Annotated in this window: 15 protein-coding genes; 6 read left to right on the top strand and 9 right to left on the bottom strand. The window is 63.3% G+C overall.

From position 1 onward, the window contains the following. Positions 1-411, bottom strand: coding sequence for a low affinity iron permease family protein (locus C7W88_RS11260; protein ID WP_118073605.1), 411 nt, complete (start codon positions 409-411; stop codon positions 1-3). Between the two features lie 4 nt (positions 412-415). Continuing rightward, positions 416-604 carry a DUF3008 family protein gene (locus tag C7W88_RS11265; RefSeq protein WP_118074721.1) on the bottom strand — a complete coding sequence of 63 codons (189 nt, stop codon included), beginning with the start codon at positions 602-604 and terminating at the stop codon, positions 416-418. A gap of 122 nt (positions 605-726) precedes the next feature. On the opposite strand from C7W88_RS11265, the gene C7W88_RS11270 reads away from it, so the two are divergent. Beyond that, complete coding sequence (locus C7W88_RS11270) at positions 727-2289, top strand: tetratricopeptide repeat-containing sulfotransferase family protein (RefSeq protein WP_118073606.1); 1563 nt, start codon at positions 727-729, stop codon at positions 2287-2289. A gap of 101 nt (positions 2290-2390) precedes the next feature. On the opposite strand, the gene C7W88_RS11275 is transcribed toward C7W88_RS11270, so the two are convergent. Continuing rightward, a complete protein-coding gene (locus C7W88_RS11275; protein WP_118073607.1) occupies positions 2391-4790 on the bottom strand; it encodes a TonB-dependent receptor in 2400 nt (799 codons plus the stop codon). Positions 4791-5052: 262 nt separating this feature from the next. Here C7W88_RS11275 and C7W88_RS11280 point away from each other — a divergent pair, with 262 nt between their 5' ends. The 3 genes from C7W88_RS11280 to C7W88_RS11290 all read left to right on the top strand — a co-directional run bounded on the left by C7W88_RS11280 (position 5053) and on the right by C7W88_RS11290 (position 11586). Then, complete coding sequence (locus C7W88_RS11280; RefSeq protein ID WP_240344584.1) at positions 5053-8460, top strand: ATP-binding protein; 3408 nt, start codon at positions 5053-5055, stop codon at positions 8458-8460. Beyond that, positions 8450-9379 (top strand): DNA-binding response regulator, encoded by a 930-nt coding sequence (locus tag C7W88_RS11285; RefSeq protein WP_118073609.1) that lies wholly within the window; start codon positions 8450-8452, stop codon positions 9377-9379. The genes C7W88_RS11280 and C7W88_RS11285 overlap by 11 nt, the downstream gene beginning before the upstream one ends. Before the next feature lie 80 nt (positions 9380-9459). After that, positions 9460-11586, top strand: a complete 2127-nt coding sequence (locus C7W88_RS11290) for a penicillin acylase family protein (protein WP_118073610.1) — start codon at positions 9460-9462, stop codon at positions 11584-11586. Here the strand turns inward: C7W88_RS11290 and C7W88_RS24350 are convergent. The 6 genes from C7W88_RS24350 to C7W88_RS11315 are packed head-to-tail and all read right to left on the bottom strand — an operon-like array spanning position 11574 to position 15749. Next, entirely contained in the window at positions 11574-11900 is a 327-nt protein-coding gene (locus tag C7W88_RS24350) for an NTP transferase domain-containing protein (protein WP_118073611.1), read from the bottom strand. The two genes, C7W88_RS11290 and C7W88_RS24350, sit on opposite strands and share 13 nt — an antisense overlap. After that, complete coding sequence (locus C7W88_RS24355; protein WP_205525169.1) at positions 11855-12133, bottom strand: NTP transferase domain-containing protein; 279 nt, start codon at positions 12131-12133, stop codon at positions 11855-11857. Before C7W88_RS24355 ends, C7W88_RS24350 begins: the two co-directional genes overlap by 46 nt. Next, the gene (locus C7W88_RS11305) at positions 12130-13104 is read right to left on the bottom strand and encodes an XdhC family protein (RefSeq protein ID WP_118073612.1); all 975 of its coding nucleotides are present in this window, start codon (positions 13102-13104) and stop codon (positions 12130-12132) included. Before C7W88_RS11305 ends, C7W88_RS24355 begins: the two co-directional genes overlap by 4 nt. Positions 13105-13114: 10 nt before the next feature. Next, the gene (locus tag C7W88_RS24360; protein WP_255418771.1) at positions 13115-14104 is read right to left on the bottom strand and encodes a xanthine dehydrogenase family protein molybdopterin-binding subunit; all 990 of its coding nucleotides are present in this window, start codon (positions 14102-14104) and stop codon (positions 13115-13117) included. 23 nt (positions 14105-14127) lie between these two features. Then, positions 14128-15276 carry a molybdopterin cofactor-binding domain-containing protein gene (locus C7W88_RS11310; RefSeq protein WP_255418772.1) on the bottom strand — a complete coding sequence of 383 codons (1149 nt, stop codon included), beginning with the start codon at positions 15274-15276 and terminating at the stop codon, positions 14128-14130. Continuing rightward, positions 15273-15749 (bottom strand): (2Fe-2S)-binding protein, encoded by a 477-nt coding sequence (locus C7W88_RS11315; RefSeq protein ID WP_118073613.1) that lies wholly within the window; start codon positions 15747-15749, stop codon positions 15273-15275. Before C7W88_RS11315 ends, C7W88_RS11310 begins: the two co-directional genes overlap by 4 nt. 250 nt (positions 15750-15999) lie before the next feature. On the opposite strand from C7W88_RS11315, the gene C7W88_RS11320 reads away from it, so the two are divergent. Together C7W88_RS11320 and C7W88_RS11325 are read left to right on the top strand one after the other, a co-directional pair. After that, complete coding sequence (locus tag C7W88_RS11320) at positions 16000-16617, top strand: TetR/AcrR family transcriptional regulator (RefSeq protein WP_240344586.1); 618 nt, start codon at positions 16000-16002, stop codon at positions 16615-16617. An 88-nt stretch (positions 16618-16705) separates the two neighbouring features. Beyond that, complete coding sequence (locus tag C7W88_RS11325; protein ID WP_118073615.1) at positions 16706-17881, top strand: amine dehydrogenase large subunit; 1176 nt, start codon at positions 16706-16708, stop codon at positions 17879-17881. Positions 17882-17893 lie beyond the last annotated feature (12 nt).

Below are 17893 nucleotides of genomic sequence, written 5' to 3' on the forward strand. Positions count from 1 at the left end.
TCAGGTGCGGTCGAGCAGTCGCTCCACTGTCTCGTTTGCTGTACCCTGCTTGTCGGCTGATGCACCAACTTCGCGTTCAAGCGCGGATCGCAGTCGGCAGATTTCATCATCCGTCAGATGTTCGATGCCGACAAAGCCTTCGCGAGCCTTGTCGACAGCGCGGATAAGCTCGTCCAGCTTTGCCTGCATCGCGGCAGCGTCGCGGTTCTGGCTGTTCTGGATCAGGAAAACCATGAGGAATGTGATGATCGTGGTGCCTGTGTTGACGACGAGTTGCCAGGTGTCGCTCCACTGGAACAACGGGCCGCTCAATCCCCAGCCGATGATGATGGCGAGCGCGATGACGAAGGTTGCGGGGCGTCCGGCCCATCCGGAAACCCGGTTGGCGATGGCGGTGAAAGCCTGTTCCACCGGATCAGTCCTTGCGCACGTGCTCTGGCTTACCCTTGCGACGTGTCGCGGCAAGCTCCTCCAACTCCTTCTCGGTCATCGATTTTTCCATCGATCGTGACGCCCCTTTGAGGTCGCTCTTGTCGGTCTCGCCTCGCTTCGCCGATAGTGCGGCGCCGGCGGCCTTCTGCTGGGCTGCTGATTTGGCTGGCATCGTCATTCTCCGAATGGTTCCCGACGTGAACGTTCGGGCAGGTCCACCGTTCCGGATGCTTGGCCGGTAACTGCGCCAATTTGCGTAGCGCTCGCCGTCGCGCGTGAAGCTACGCTTCGGCTATGGCGGTGGGCACATCTTTGCGCGAGCTTCTGGGGGCAGGGCGAATTTCTGAGGCCTTGGCCAAGGCGGGAGAAGCGCTCCAGGTTGATCCCCGTGATGTGGAGGCGGGCTTTGTCGCCGCCGTCGCTCTGGCAGAGAGCGGGCGGGTGGCCGACGCGCTCAAGGCCATTGGTGCAGTGCTCAAGGCCGAACCCGAAAATGCCGAGTATCTTGCTCAACAGGCACGGTTTTTTCTGCTGGCACGGCGAGAGGCCGATGCCCTTGCCACGGCGCGGGCGGCTGTGGCTGCAGGAAGTTCAGATCCGCTGGTGCTGGATACCATCGGTTGCGTGTTTGCGCGGCTCGGGGCGCATGACGAGGCGTTGCCCCTGTTCGAAACAGCCGTAAGATCTGCCCCGGATGTCATTGAATTCCAGTTCAATCTTGGCAGCACCCTGGGATTCTTCGGCCGGGTTGACGAGGCGGCGCGGGCCTATGAAGCCATACTCGCGCGTGAGCCGGGGCATGGCCGGGCGCATCTTGCATTGGCGGGACTGCGCCGTACTTCCCCGGAGACAGGCCTCACCCGGATTGCCGCGGCCCTGTCGCAGAATCCCGACCCCGAAGAGGAAGTCAGGCTGCGCTACGCTGCTTTCCAACTCCACGAGGCAGAAGGGCAACTCGACGCGGCAAACGCGCAACTCTCCCTGGGCAACGCGAGGCACAGGGCCAACCTCGGCTACCAGTTCGAGACTGATCAGGCGCTGTTCGAGATCATCCGCCGCACCTTCGTTCGCGACCTGCCCTTGATGTCCGACAGTCGCCTCGACGAAGCACCGATCTTCGTCGTCGGCCTGCCTCGCACCGGGACGACGCTGGTTGACAGGATCCTCTCGTCACACGCGGAGGTGACTTCGGCCGGGGAGCTTCAGGCCATGCCGCTGGCGGTGAAGCAGTTGTCCGGGACATCATCGCGGCTGGTGCTCGATCCGGCGACGGTGGAGGCGAGCCGAGGCGTTTCGGCGCAGAAGCTGGGGGAGCTTTATCTCGCCCGGGCACGCCAGAACGCCGGGGCCGCCGGCCCTCGGTTCACCGACAAGTTTCCGCTGAATTTCCTGTATATCGGATACATTCTTCAGGCGCTGCCGCGCGCGAGCATCGTCTGCCTGCGGCGTGGGGCGATGGACAGTGTGTGGAGCAACTACAAGCACCTGTTCGCGCTCGGCTCGCCCTACTATCGCTGGTCCTACGACCTGATGGACACGGCGCGCTATGTGCTGCTGTTCCAGCGCCTGATGGGGTTCTGGCGTCAGCGTTTTCCGGGCCGAATTCATGAAGTTACCTATGAATGGCTGGTGGCGGACCAAGAGACGGAAACCCGCAAGCTGCTGAGTCACTGCGGGCTGGAATGGGATGCGAACTGCCTGGAATTTCACCGCAATCGCGCTGCGGTTGCCACGCCGAGCGCGCAGCAGGTGCGCCAGCCGATGAATGCACGCTCTGTCGGTCGCTGGCGCGATTACGAGAAGCACCTTGGCGAGGTGAAGAACTACTTCCTCGTCAACGGCATTCCGCTCGACTGATTTTCCTGAAGTGCACGAAAAAAGGGCCGCCGGTCTTTCGAGCGGCGGCCCAGTCTTCGCAGGAACTGGTGCCGGCCTGCCGCAGCAGGCCGGCGTAAACGTCAGAAGTTCTTGGTCATTTCGATGCCGACCTTGCGCGGGCTGAGCACCGAGTTGGCGTAATAGCGCGAGACGACGCCATCGTTTACAATGCGGCGCGACAAGTCGTTCGAGACCGAGACCACGGCGTACTTGTCGAAGATGTTGTCGGCGTAGACGCGGAACTCAAGCGTCTCGTCGAGACGGTAGGCGATCGAGGCGCGGTGCGTGGTGTAGGAGGGCAGGATCTCGCCGCCGGCACGCGCTCCGACGCGGGTGAAGATGTTGCCGGTGAAGCTGGAGGTCCAGCTCAGCGTCATCTGGTCTTCGCCGACCGGGAACTCGTAATTGAGGCCGAGAGAGCCGGAAACCTTGGTCGAGCCGGGCAGGCGATCTCCGGGCAGGGCATCGAATTCGCCACCCCGGGTCTTGAGCAAGGCAGGTACGGCTTCCGTCAGGTAAGCATCGGTGTAGGACCAGTTGCCCTGTACGCTGAACCCTTCGAAGGGGCGGGCATTGAACGAGAACTCGACGCCCTTCGATACGGCCTTGCCGCCGTTGACGGTGATGCCAATGGCGCCGTTCTCGGTCAGGCCATCCAGCTGGATACCGTCCCAATCAATGTGGAACAGCGCAAGCGTGGTGCGCAGCTTGCCATCGAACAGGCTGGCGCGGATGCCGATTTCCTTGTTCTTGGTGGTATCTGGTTGGTAGGACAGCTCGTTCGGAAGAGCGCAGAGGTTCTGGCCCGGTGGCAGGGGCAGGACGCAAGGAGCGACGCGGTTGACGCCACCGATGCGATAGCCCTTGCTGTAGGTCGCGTAGACCATGAGATCAGGCGAGAACTTGTACGAACCGTTGAACTTCCAGACGCTGCCGCTCTTGCCGGTATCGCCTTCGCGCGAGCGGAAGTTGATATTGGGGAAAGGCTGGAACAGCGGGAGTGCCTGGCCACCGATCACGTAGGCGTCATAGTTGAAGTAGCGACCGCCTGCAGTCAGCGTAAGGGCGTCGATCGGCTGGAAAGTGAGTTCACCAAATACAGCCTTTTCCTTGGTGTCGGTGCGGACGAAGGATGCGTATTCGACTTCGTCAGGACGGTTTATCCCGGCCCAGGCGGGATAGCCGGGGACGATTTCGCGGTAGTCTGAGTTGGTCTTCAAGCGATTGTAGAAGCCGCCGAGCACCCAGCTGAACGGACCGCCGTGGGTGGAGACCAGGCGGACTTCCTGGTTGAACTGCTCATTCTCGCCGTTCGAGCGGGTATAGCCCGAGAAGGCGGGGAACAGTTCGTAGTCGTAATCGAGATCGAGAAGCAGGTCGGTAACGTCGACCGAGCTCTTGAATTTCTGACGAGTGAAGGCGGTGGCGGAAACGAGCTGGGCGATGTCACCCAGTTCCGCTTCTATTTCAGCGGCATAGAGGTCAGTCGTGCGCTTGGCCGGCTCGAGATAGCGCCATGGGGCTTCGTACTTGCCGGTGCCGAATACCCCGCCGCCGTTCGCTTGCCGACCATTGGTGTCGGTCTGCTGGCGGACGTAGCTGAGCGTCACTTTCAGGCCATCGAAGGGATAGAGACCCAGCTGGTTGCGGCTGGTGAAGGTGTGCTCGAAGTTGGCGTCGGCGTAAGTGTAGAAGTTGTCAGCGATCTGCTGCGGCGTGCCGATGGGGCCAAAGAAAGTGCCGGGCCGGGCAGGCTGGGGATTGGACACGCCCGGCTGCTTGAGCAGGTAGATGTAGTCCATGAAGCCCGGATCGTTGTAGTAGCCGGTAGCGGAGCGGAAGGCGACCTTGCCCGGAATGATCGGAACGTTGACCACGCCATCGACGACGAAGCCGGGATCTTTGGCATGGGCGACGTCATAGACGCGGGCGTGGAACAATCCTTCCCAGCGGTCCGGGTCAGGACGGTTGGGAATGTAGCGGATGGCGCCTGCGAGAGTGCCGAGGCCGTAGAGCGTGCCTTGCGGCCCGAGCTGGACTTCGACGCGGTTCATGTCGATGAACTTGAAGTCTTGGTAGAGCGGGATTTCACCAAGGTAGGTGGCGAGGGTGTTGTCACCATTGGCGCCGAAAGTGCTGCTGTCGCTGGCCGAAAGACCGCGCATGACGATGCTGCCGGTCGAACGCGGGCCGGTATCCTGGATCGTGACGCCTGGCGTGAAGGCCGCGAGCGATCGGACGTCGTCGACGCGCTGGTCCTTGAGGCTTTCCGCGGTGACGGCGGAGATGTTGATTGGCGCATTCTGAAGCGAGACCGCACGGCGCGTGGCGGTGACGATGATTTCGTTGCCGGCACCACCGGCCTCTGCGGCTTCCGCGCTGTCGGGGGCCGGGGCTTCCTGTGCGACAGCAGGAAGAGCCGCGATGCTGGCCAGTGCGCTGGCCGAGAGGAGCGCTGCGCGCTTCAGGGAAAACGTCATGAAACCCTCACTTTGTTGTTTTGTATCTTGTGGCTTCAGTCACCCTCATCATCGGTGGAGCGGTGGCTCTGGCTTGAGCTCTGTTCACAGCGCCGATGCATTTCTCCCCGGTAGTCGACCCGGAATGGGGCAAAGCTAACCGCTGCATGCGGCGCGACTATGGGTCATTTGACGTACTGCCGCGGCCACCTATGGGAGTTCGCACCTTTGTACGTAGATCGGCCCATCCTCGGACGGCGCGGTCTTGGCCACTATCGCTCCTATGGAACGAGCCAGGCTGGATTCTGCGGGGCGAGCGGCTGCATCGGGCATGTCGCGCTCCACCACGATCGTTCCCGAGCGCCGATCTTACAACCAGTGGGCGGCAGTCCAGACGCTTGATGACTTCGCGCATCGCCATACCGGCGCGGAAGCACGACAGGGGCCGGCCTCACGCGTGGTGGCTGCGGCGCTGGGGACCAGTTCGTCGCTGGTCTACGAGGCAATCGGGGCCGCGATCACCCTGCTCTACGGGCTCAAGGTCGGCATTGCGGCGATTGTCTCCGGTTGCCTGATCCTGTTCCTGATCGGGCTTCCGATAACCCTGAATGCTGCGCGGCGAGGGATTGACGTCGATCTGATCTCGCGCGGGAACGGCTTTGGCTATCTCGGTTCGACCATCAGCACGCTGATCTACGCCACTTTCACTTTCCTGTTGCTCGCGCTTGAGGCGAGCATTCTGGCCAATGCGCTGCGGCAGGCGACGGGCTTGCCGCTGGAACTCGGGTACTTCGTTTCGACGTTTGTCGTGGTGCCGCTGGCCATCCAGGGCATGCGTTTCATCGCCCGCTTCCAGGCGTGGACGCAGCCCCTGTGGATTGCGCTGCAACTTGTGCCGGTTGCCTACATTGCCTGGAACATCGGCGACGTGGGAGAGGTATGGAGCGGGTTCAACGGGGTCTATGCGCCACGCTCTGACCTTGTTTCGTTCGGCTTTGCGCTTTCGGTCATGCTGTCGCTGCTGCCGCGGATCGGCGAGCAGGCCGGGCATCTTCGCTTCCTGCCCCCGCCGGAGCAGATCGGGGCGAAGCGGTGGTGGAGCGCGGTGCTGCTTGGCGGTTCGGGCTGGGTTGTCATTGGCGGCCTGAAAATGGCGATCGGCGGAGTGCTGGCGGCTTGGGCGGTTGGCCGGGGGATTGCGCCCGATGCTGCGGAATCAGTCAGTCGCATCCATGTGCAGGCCTTCGCCGCGATCGCAGGAAGCCGCGAGCTGGGGGTGCTGCTGGTGCTGCTGTTCGCAGTAGTCTGCCAGACGCGCGCCAACCTGACCAACGCCTTTGCCGGTTCGGTGGCATGGTCAAACCTGTTTGCGCGGCTGACGCAAGGGTACTCCTCGCGGCACGTCTGGCTGCTGTTCAATGTCGGACTTGCAGCCATGCTGCTGTTCTTCGGCATTACCCGTTCGTTCGACGTGGTGATGATCCTTTACGCAAGCCTTGCGGCGAGCTGGATCGGGCCACTTGGCGCGGACCTGGTGGTATCATGGGCTTTGCGGCTCAAGCCGGACCAACCGGAGTTTCAGCGGGCCTATCTTTATGACGTGAACCCGGTCGGCATCGGCTCCATGCTGCTTTCGCTGATCGCATCGGCGGTGTGCCAGCTGGGGTTTGCGGGGGAGGTGGCGCAGGCCTTTTCGCCGGTGATCGGGCTGGTCGTGGCTTGCCTTGCCGCGCCGCTGCTCGCTGCGCTTACGCATGGGCGCTATTACCTTGCTCGCAAGAGAGTGGCCGGGGCTCCGGCGCGGGTCGTCTGCGTGATTTGCGAGAATACGTTCGAGCGAGCCGATACCGCGCATTGTCCGTTCTATTCAGGCGCGATCTGTTCGCTGTGCTGCACTCTGGAGACGCGCTGCCACGACGCTTGCAAGCAGGGTTCCCGCGCCACGGAACAGTTCACCAACATCGCCGAGCGCCTGCTGCCGCGCGTCCTGGCGCGCCATGTCCATACCACGACCGGGCATTTTGTGGGGGTGGCAGGCGCCTTCACGCTGGCCAACATGCTGGTGCTGGGGCTGATCGGGCGCGAGTATGCGCGATACTATCCGGCGCTTTCGACCCATGTCTGGTCGATCCTGTTTGCGGTGTTCCTGGTGTTCTTCTTCATGTCGGGCGTGGGCTCGTGGTTCATCGTGCTGGCGCATGAAAGCCGGCGTGCCGCGCTGGACGAGACGCGGCGGCATCTGGCGGAACTGGAGCAGGAAATCGTCGCGCATGAAGCGACCGACGCTGCGCTGCAGAAGGCGCGCGAGGTGGCCGAGAACGCCAATGCCGCCAAGAGCCGCTATCTCGTTTCGGTGAGCCATGAAATACGCTCGCCGCTCAATTCGATCTATGGCTATGCGCAATTGCTGGAGCGGGGGAGCGACCTCAACCCGGGCGAGGTGGGCAAGGTCATCTGCCGGTCGAGCGAGCACCTCTCGAACCTGGTCGACGGGCTGCTGGATATTGCGCAGGTCGAGGCGGGCGTGCTGCGGCTGTCGCGCGATACGATCCGGCTGCCGGCGTTCGTCGAGCAGATCGCCAACATGTTCCGCCCGCAGGCGCAGGCCAAGGGGCTGACGTTCCGGCTGGAGACGCCCAAGCAGTTGCCCGAGTTCGTGCGGGGCGACCAGAAGCGGTTGCGGCAGGTGCTGATCAACCTGATCTCGAATGCGATCAAGTTCACGCCGGCAGGCGCGGTGACGTTCCGCATCGGCTGGCGCGGCGAGATCGCGACGTTCGAGGTGATCGACACCGGCATCGGCATTGCGCCCGAGGACATGGACCGCATCTTCGGCGCGTTCGAGCGGGGAAACAGCAATTCCGTGGCAGGGCAGCCGGGGATCGGTCTTGGCCTCGCGATCACCTCGACGCTGGTCCATGTGATGGGTGGGGACCTGACGGTCGACAGCACGCTCGGCGAGGGCACGCGGTTTGCGCTGCGGCTGATGCTTTCGCGGCCGGTGACGCAACCGGTGCAGAGCCATCGCGCGGACGTGATCATCGGCTACGAAGGCGAGCGGCGGCGGGTGCTGGTGGTGGACGACGATGCAGCGCAGGCCTCGGTCATCGAGAACCTGCTGCGCCCGCTGGGCTTCGTGGTGACCGGTGCGCGCGACGGGGACACGGCGATAGCGCTGGCGGCGGCGACGCGGCCGGACATCGTGTTCATGGACATTTCGATGCCCGGCAAGACTGGCTGGGAGACCGCCGCCGTGCTGCGGGCGGCGCATGGCGGCTCCTTGCGGATCGTCATGGTTTCGGCCGACGCGCACCAGTTCAGGCGGGGTGGCGATGGACACGATGCGCACGACATGTTCCTGACCAAGCCGATCGAGCTCGACAGCCTGCTCGATGCGCTTTCATGGCAGCTGGACCTTACCTGGACAGTGCAGGACGGCAGCCCGCGAAAATCGGCCCCGGCCTCGACGGTCGAGCTGCACCTGCCAGCTGCCGCACTGCCCTTCGTACCTGAAATCGAGAGCCTCGCGCGGATTGGCAATGTCCGTGCGATCCAGACCCGTCTTTCCGAACTTGAGGATGCCGTCCCCGATGCAGCCCGCTTCGTCGCACACCTTCGTTCCAGTCTCGAATGCTTCGATTTCAAGGGCCTGCGCGAAGCCCTCCGACGAGGCGTCGTCCATGTTCAATGATGCGATTGCCGGGCAGGCAGGGCGCGACACGGTGCTGGTCGTCGATGACAATCCTGAGTCCCTGCATTTCCTGATCGACACGATCGAGCGTGCCGGAATGACCGTGCTGATCGCCACGAATGGCGAGAATGCGCTGGAACTGCTGGAACATGTCGCGCCGGACCTGATCCTGATCGACGCGATCATGCCGGGGTTGGATGGGTTCGACACGACGCGCGCGATCAAGAAGCAGCCGCGCCTGGCCGACATCCCGGTGATCTTCATGACCGGCCTTACCGAGACTGAGCATGCGGTTCGGGCGCTGGACGCAGGCGGCGTGGACTATGTCCGCAAACCCATCGCGATCGAGGAGCTGCTGGCACGGATGCGGGTGCATCTTGCGGGTGCGCGGGTTTCGCAGGCGGGGCGGTCCGCGCTCGATGCCACGGGGCGGCACCTGTTTGCCGTGGACCGTGCGGGGCAACTGCTCTGGGCAACGCCGCAGGTGGAGCACCTGATGTCCAGCATGGGCGGCGGGGACCGCCTGCCGCCGGACTTTGCCGGGCCGGTTGCCCGCCTGATTTCGCAGCGCGACAATCCGGATGCAACCCTGCGTTTCGAGGCGGGGGCGCAAGTCATTGAACTGGTTCTTGTCGGACCAGTGCGTCGCGACGACGGCGAGGGGCGCGAAGTGCTGGTGCGGTTGAACCTGATCCGCGAAGGGGCCGACCTGGAGCGCCTGCGCGACCGTTATGGCCTGACCCAGCGCGAGGCCGAGGTGCTGCTGTGGATCAGTTATGGCAAGCCCAACCGCGTGATCAGCGAGATCCTGGGGATCAGCCCGCGCACGGTAAACAAGCATCTTGAGCAGGTTTTCGAGAAGTTGGGCGTCGAGACACGCGCGGCGGCGGCGGCTTTCGCGGTGCGGACGATTGCCTGAGATATTGGGTGATAGCGAATTGGCGAAGGGTCCCGCTCTCTTCCTTCGCCATGCTGCGGGAAAGGCGCTAAGCTAGGTACATGACCTTTGGAGCCCTTTCCCGCAGCGCCTTGCTGGCTTTGCTTGCGGTCGCTCGGCCTGCACTTGCAAGCAGCCATGACGTCACGATTACCCGCGACGATTGGGGTATCGCCCATGTCGAGGGCAGGACCGATGCCGACGCGGTATTCGGTGCAATCTACGCGCAGGCCGAGGACGATTTCCCGCGCATCGAAGCGAACCTGCTGACCGCGCTGGGGCGGCGGGCCGAGGCAGAGGGCGAAGACTTCCTGTGGCAGGACCTGCGACAGCGGTTGTGGATCGATCCGGACGCGCTCAAACGCGACTATGCCTCTTCACCGGCCTGGCTGCGCAAGCTGATGGATGCCTGGGCGGCTGGGCTCAACCACTACATCGCGACCCACCCGGAAGACAGGCCGAAAGTCCTGACCCGGTTCGAGCCGTGGATGGCGCTTTCCTTTACCGAAGGATCGATCGGCGGGGACATCGAGAAGGCAGCGCTCAAACCCCTGGCTGCGTTTTACGGCGGTGAAGCAAGCCCCTTGGCGCTGGCCAGGGAAATGGTGCGGGATGACGAGCCGCGCGGTTCGAACGGGATCGCGATAGCGCCCAAACGCACGGCCAACGGCAACGCATTGCTGCTGATCAACCCGCATACCTCGCTGTTCTTCCGGTCCGAGCTTGAAATGAAGAGCGGGGAAGGATTGCACGCCTATGGCGCCTCCACGTGGGGGCAATTCTTCATCTATCAGGGCTTCAACGAGAAACTCGGCTGGATGCACACGACCAGCGGGGCGGACAATGTTGACGAGTTTGTCGAACAGGTCTCCCGCAAGGGCGACGCGTGGTTCTACAGGCGTGGCAATGCCCTGAAGCCGTTCGTCAAACGGCCCGTCACCCTGCGGTTTCGCAAGGGTAATGGCAGCTTCGGGGAGCGGACTTTCACGACTTATGCCAGCGAACATGGGCCGATCGTGCGAGCCGAATCCGGCGACAGCCCGGACTGGATCGCGCTGTCCCTCATGCACAGGCCGGTGGCCGCGCTCAGCCAGTCGTGGTTGCGCACCAAGGCGCGTGACCAGGCAGAGTTCCTCAAGATTGGGGAGTTTCGCGCCAATTCATCGAACAACACGCTCTATGCCGATGGCAAGGGCAATATCGCGCTGCTCATGCCACAGTTTGCGCCACGCCGCGATGCGCGGTTCGACTATCGCGCGCCGGTGGACGGGAGCGACTTCCGTGCTGACTGGAAGGGTCTTTATGGGCCCCAAGAGCGGCCCGACGTGGTCAATCCGCAGTCAGGCTGGGTCTACAATTCCAACGATGCGCCGTGGCGAGCGGCAGGCGAGGGAACGTTCGATCCGGCGCGCTGGCCGGCGACGTTCGACCAGGTCGGGGCCAATCCGCGCGGCGACCATGCGCTAGAACTGCTGGGCAAGGCGCAGGGGCTCGATCTCGAAAGCCTGCGTGCGCTCGCTTACGATCCGCACATGCCGCTGTTCGACGACCTGATTGCAGGGTTGCCGCAGGTTGCTGCCACAGATCCGCTGAGCCGACCGGTTGCGCTGCTCAAGGGCTGGGACCGGCGGTGGTCGGCAGGCTCGCAGGCCATGAGCCTTGCGCACTATTGGGGTGACGAACTGGAGGCTGAGGTGCGCCGGACGCTGCCCCGCACAGGCAACGTCTTCGCCGCGATGCGCGCGACGACCGAGCAGCTGCGCACGGCGGCGCTGGCACGTGCCGTTGCGCGCTTGCAGGCCGACTTTGGCGGGTGGCAAGTGCCTTGGAGCGAGGTGAACCGCTATCAGCGTACCACGTCCGACATCATCCAGCCTTTTGCCGACAACAAGCCGAGCCTGCCGGTGGTGTTCTCCTCCGCGCGCTGGGGTTCGCTGGCATCGTTCGGGACGAAGCAATATGCGGGAAGCAGGCGGTGGTATGGCACCAGCGGCAACAGCTTTGTCGCCGTGGTAGAGTTCGGCCCGAGAGTCAGGGCGATGGCAGTGTCTTCTGGTGGGGCCAGCGGACGCGAAGGGTCTGCCCATTTCAACGATCAGGCCGAGCTCTATGCGTCAGGGCAGATGAGGGCGGTCTACTTCTACCCCGAAGACCTCAAGGGGCATATCGAGAAGACCTATCGCCCCTGAATGATCGCTTCGGCTTGTGCAAGGTCTTCGGGCGTGTCGACATCAAGGGCAAGCTGTTGCTCCAGCGGGATGGCGGGGGCACCGAGAAGCAACCCTGCGGCTCCGCGATCACCTTGCAGCGAGAGCAAGGCCGGGAAATGCAGCGAGCCGAATATGGCAGGCACCATCGCCCGCTCGGCAACGCAGGTGGCTATGCGATCGCCATCGAACGCACGAACGAGATTTTCGATATGGCTGGTCGGTACGAGCGGCATGTCTGCCAAGGCAATCAGGGCGGCGGGTGCGTTGGGAATTTCGCCAATGCCGGTGGCGATCGAGCGGGAAAGGGGGGCGCCGGGGGAGCGAGCGCAAGCCTTTCAAAGCCTTCGACTTCGGGCGTGGCCTCGCAGCAGATCATCAGCTTTCGCCTGAACGGCAAGGCGGCGAGACGGTCACCGAGATGCCGTGCCAATGGCCTGCCTGCCAGCGTCGCAGCAAGCTTGCCACCGCCGAAGCGACTCCCGCGCCCGGCAGCGAGGAAAATGACGACGATGTCAGCGGCTGTCATTGGTCTGCTTGGGCCAGGGTTTCGCCTGTCCAGTAAGTCCAATGTGCGAGAGTGTTGTATTCGGCAACGAGTTCGGCGAGCAGCGATATGGCGAGCGTTGCAGGATCGCGGGTGGCCGGGATCAGCCCGACATGGCCTCGCAAACGCGCGATGTGCTCCTTGGGCACGCTGCTCGCCTGCAAGGCCTCAAGCCTTGCGCTGTGCGTGCGCCGACTGCCGATCGCGCCGTGGTAGAAGGCCGGTAGTGCAAGCGCCTGCGGCAGCAGATGTTCTTCCCAATCGCGCCCGTGAAACAGGAAGACGATAGCGGACCAGCGATCGGATGCGGTCAACGGGAGGGTCGTTCGCACCGGGATGTGGGTGGTAGCGATACCGAGAGCAGCAAGGTCCATGCAAGTGCCGATGTCTGGGCATAGTGCGTGAACTTGTGCGCCGAACGCATTGGCCAGTCTGGAAAAAGCCGTGAGATCCTCACCTTGGCCCAACGCATGAATCCGCAAGGCTGGCTGGTAGCAATGGGTCAGGCTCTCGCCATTCCATAGCACTTCCTCCACGTCGCCTGCGACGGTGACGCGATCGCATTCCAATCGGAGCGCAGCTGGCTGGCGCGCTTCCAGCAGATCGAGAGCCGTGCGGATCGACGCGGTGGCTGGGCGCGGCGTGAACAGAAGATCTATGCCGCCGCCACAAGGCAGGCGCAGATCGATATAGGGTGAACCGATTCCGTAGCGGACGACATGCCCCCAGCCGTCGGACAGCGTTTCCAATGCCTCCGCCACCACGGCGTCTTCGATACACCCACCCGAGAACGAGCCCAGCCGCCGACCGTCTGCCGCGACGGCCATTTGCGTGCCGATGCCGCGCGACGAACCGCCGATCACAGCGACCAGAGTGACGAGCACTGTTTCCACGCCTTCATCCGCACAAGCGGACAGAAAGCGAAGAATGTCTGAGGGAGTCGTCGCGACCATGCGTCGCGGGCTATATCAGCTCCAGAGGTAGGCGGCGATGCCGTTTTCCGGTGAGCGAGTAGATCGCGTTCGCCAGTGCCGGGATGACCGGGGGAAGAGCCGGTTCGCCAAGGCCTGTCGGCGCGAAGTCGGTCTTTACGAACTCGACTACGATTTCACGTGGCGCAGCATCAATCCGCATGAGCGGGAAATCACCGAAATTCTCGGCAGTGATCGCACCGTTCTCCTGCACGATCTTCTGGCCGACGAGCGCCTGGCCAATCCCGTCGATCACGCAGCCTTGCGCCTGGTTCAGCGCGTTGATCGGATTGATGACGTGTGCGCCGATATCGCCGGCCACCCAGACCTTGTCGATCTGGATAGCGCCGTCCTTCATGGAAAGATCAACAATCTCGGCGAAATAGCCAAGGTGGCTGAAGTAGAAGCCGAAGCCGCGGCCCTTCTTGCGGCCTTGCCATCCGGCGGACTTGCACACGGCGTCGATCACGCCGCGCGCGCGGCCGGTGTGGAATTTGACGCGTTCGCCCGGGATCTCGCGCGGCGCGCCGAGGGTGCGGCGCATGAATTCGGGGAGATCGAGCCCGGCAGCTTCGGCAACCTCATCCATGAACGACTGCCACACGAACGACATGGCGTTCGAGGTGGGGGCGCGCAGCCAGCCGGTGGCGAGGTTGGTGGCCATGTAACTGACGCCGAGGTCGACGTTGGGCACGACCGGAGCGGGAAACTCGCTCGGCGCCATCTGTGCTGCGCGGATAGGCTTGCCGTCCTTGCCGAAGGTGACGAAGTGGTCCTTGAGCGCGGTCAGAGCGCCATTGGCATCGAGCCCGGCGGTGAAGCGGTGCCAGCCGGCGGGGCGGTAGAAATCATGGCGGAAATCGTCGGTGCGGTCGTAAAGGACCTTCACCGGCTTTCCGGGCATGGCCTTTGCGACCTGACCGGCTATGACCATGTAATCGTTCATCAGGCGACGGCCGAAGCCACCGCCGATCCGGGTCATGTGGATAGTCAGATCGTCTGTGGTCAGGCCGCAGAGCTTGGCGGTTTCCTCAGCTCCACCTGCGGGGCCTGGCTGGGTGCCCAGATCTCGAGCTTGCCGTTCTGGAACATCGCGGTGCAGTTCTGCGGTTCGAGCGATGCGTGGGCGAGGAACGGGTATTCGTAGTCCGCCTTGACGACCTTTGCCGCCTTGGCGAGCGTGGCGTCAGCATCGCCGGCCTTGAACAGGCTGGCTTGCGGCGCAGCGGCCACGATCCTGGCAGCGTCGGCTTCGTATTTTCCGGTAGAGAAGCCGGTGACGGCGGCATCGTCCCACTTCACGGTGAGCTTCTCGCGCGCCTTGCTGGCTTTCCACCAGCTGTCGGCGATCACGACCACCGTGTCGGACTTGCCCTGCGGAACGAAGCCGCTGTTGACGGCAACGACGCCGAGCACGCCGGGAATGGCCTTGACCGCCGCGTCATCGAACGAGGCGACCGTACCGCCGTGGGCGGGGCATTTGACGATGGCGGCGTGAACCATGCCCGGGAGGCTGGTGTCTATGCCGTAAAGCGGCTCGCCCTTGACGATCTTCGGCACGTCGACGCCGGGCTTGGACTTGCCGATGATCGTGAAGGTCTTCTCATCCTTCAACTGGACCTTGGCGAGATCGGGCGGGGTTTCGGTGGCGGCTGCCTTGGCAAGCGAGGCGTAGGTCAGGCTCTTGCCGGAGGAGGCCTGGATCACGGCGCCCTTGGCCGTGGTGAGGGTGGCCGGATCGACGCCCCACTTCTTTGCTGCGGCAGATACGAGCATGGCGCGGGCGGCGGCGCCGACTTGGCGCATAGGCAGCCAATTGCGCGGCGTGGCGGTGCTGCCGCCAGCGGTCTGTACGCCGAAGACCTTTTCGTTCGCGTCGGTCTGCTCGATGCGCACCTGCTCCCACGCGAGGTCCATTTCCTCGGCGATGAGCATCGGCAGCATGACCTTCACGCCCTGGCCGATTTCCGGGTTCTTTGCGCCGATGATTACGGTGTTATCGGCATTGATGCGCACGAAGGCGTTGAGGACGTCGGCGGGTGCGGTGGCCGTTGCAGCGGCGAGAACGACCGAAGCGTCAAGCGTCAGCGCCGTGCCGCCTGCCAGCGAGGCGGCGATGAAGGAGCGGCGGGAGAGGGCGATCTGGTCGCTCATGCTGCGGTCTCCTCGGCCGGAAGGCCGGCGGCGGTGCGGATGGCGGCGCGGATGCGCATGTAGGTGGCACAGCGGCAGATATTGCCGCTCATCCAGCCGTTAATATCCTCGGGCGTGGGCTTGGGATTCTGTTTGAGCAGGGCGGTGGCAGACATGATCTGCCCGGCCTGGCAATAGCCGCACTGCGGCACGTCGAGCGCGACCCATGCATCCTGCACCCGCTTGCCAAGTTCGTTGAGGCCGACGCCCTCGATCGTGGTGATCGACCTGCCGGCGGCATCGGCAATCGGCGTCTGGCAGGAGCGGACGGCATCGCCATCGAGGTGGACGGTGCAGGCGCCGCACAGCCCCGCGCCGCAGCCGAACTTGGTACCGGGCATGGCAAGGTCTTCGCGCAGGACCCAGAGCAGGGGTTTGTCGGCGTCCGCCTCCACCACGCGTTTGCGGCCGTTTACGGTGAGGGAAATGCTCATCGCCTGAAATCCTTGGAAATTCCGGAAAGACAAAGCGCGAAAGACAAGGCCATCGGCTCGTACCTCATCGAATCTGGACAGGCATCCGGAGATCGTCAAGCGCCTTGTTAATCAGGTCCAGGTTATACGGCGGGGTGACAACGGCATCCTTGGTGTTGGGCGCGGGTGGTGATATGCGCGAGGCAAGATGGCCGCGCTTCCCGAGACGTTTGATACTGATTTGCCTTCCGCACGGCGGCCGGGAACATACGTGCGTGGGACGGAAACGGTCGACGCGATCATCAAGGCGGCGCTCAGCGTCCTGATCGAAGAGGGCGCCGGAGCCTTCACGATCCGCCGCATCGCCGCGCAGTGCGGGATGAAGGTGGGGAACGTCAGCTATCATTTCCCGAAGAAGGAACTGCTGATCCAGACGCTGCTGGATGACATCATCGGCAATTACGACAAGCTGCTGGAGCGCACAGTGCGCCAGCCGGGGCTCGATGCCGAGGAGCGGTTGCGCCTGATCGTGGTGATGTGCCTTGATGACATTGCCGGCAAGCGCACCACGCGCCTGTTCACCGAACTGTGGGCGCTGGCCAACCACAACGAGTTCGTGGCCGATCGCGTGCGCCTGTTCTACCAGCGGGTGCATGAGTTCATTTCGGAATACGTTGCCGAGTTGAACCCCGCGCTAAGCCAGCAGGAAGTGCGGGACGTGGCGCTTTACATCAGCGCTTCGATGGAAGGGGCGACGCCGTTCCTCGGTTATGGCAAGCCGTGGGCCTCGCGGATGAGCGCTTATACCGCAATTGCGACACACGCGCTGGTATCGCTTGCCAAGTCGATAACTTCGGCGGAAATTGCCGGTCTGGCCGACCGCAGGTAGCGCATCCTTTCGCACACGCAAAAAAGGCGTTGACCGAATCTGGACATGCGTCAAGTCTCTGCCCTGCGGACTGGCAAAGGGGGCCGAGATGACGCTTGAACGCAAAGTGGCGCGAGTTGTTCTGGGTTCATTGCTGGCCGGAACGCTGGCAAGCGTTCATGCCAAGCCGGCATTCGCCGAAACCGTGGTGCCGGAGGCCGAAGAGCCCGGTGTGATGACCCTGGAGCCGCCCAAGGCGAGCTGGTTCTATGTCCGCGGGGGCTGGGGATCGGCAGGTTCGAGCATCTTCGATGCCGGGACCGGCAAGATGGTCGGCATGGTCAACACCAGCCGCGATTCCGATATGGCGATCGATCCAGCGGGCAAGTTCTATTACGTCGCCGAGACGATCTGGTCGAAGGTCAACCGTGGCACGCGCCAGGATCTGGTTTCGGTCTACGACAGCAAGACGCTGAAGCTGATCAGCGAGATCCCGACGCCGGGGCGCCTGATCGTCGGCGGGTTCACGACCAACTTCGTGCTGACCGACGACGGTAAGACCGCCTACGACTACAACTTCGATCCGGCCTCGTCAGTGAACATCATCGACATGGTGAAGCGCAAGTTCGTGCGTGCGGTGGAACTGCCGGGATGCGCAGGGATGATCCCCAATCCGGGCGTGGGGTTCTCTTCGCTCTGCGCCGACGGCACGATCGCGACAGTGGCAATCAAGGGCGCAACGCAGGACATCACGCGGACCGAGCCGTTCTTCGACGCTGCGGCAGACCCGATCTTTTCGAACACCGTCTATGATCGCAAGAAGAAGCAGGTGGTGATGGTCAGCTACACCGGCCTGATCCGCACGGCTTCGATCGGTGGCAAGGTTGAGGTAAGCGCGCCGTTTTCTATCCAGGAAGCGGGCGGGATGAAGCCAGCTGACGTCAAGCCGCTCGACATTGCCTGGTATCCCGGCGGGATGCAGCCGGTTGCGCTGCACAGGCCGAGCGGTACGCTGTGGGTGCTGATGCACAAGGGCGAATACTGGAGTCACAAGGAAGGCGCCGAGGAAATCTGGGGCGTCGATCTGGCGACGAAGAAGCTGGTCAAGCGCATCCCGGTGGAAGGCGAGCCGGGCAATATTCAGATCACACAGGACGATGCGGCGATGATCATGGTCAACGGCTACAAGGGCAAGGCGCTTGTCATCGATTCCAAGACAGGAGAGGTGAAGCACGAGATCGAGAACGCCGGTGGCGGCTTGATCACCGTCGTGGAGCCGATGTGATCACAGGTGAAG

The sequence above is a fragment of the Novosphingobium sp. THN1 genome (assembly GCF_003454795.1).
Classification (GTDB): Bacteria; Pseudomonadota; Alphaproteobacteria; order Sphingomonadales; family Sphingomonadaceae; genus Novosphingobium.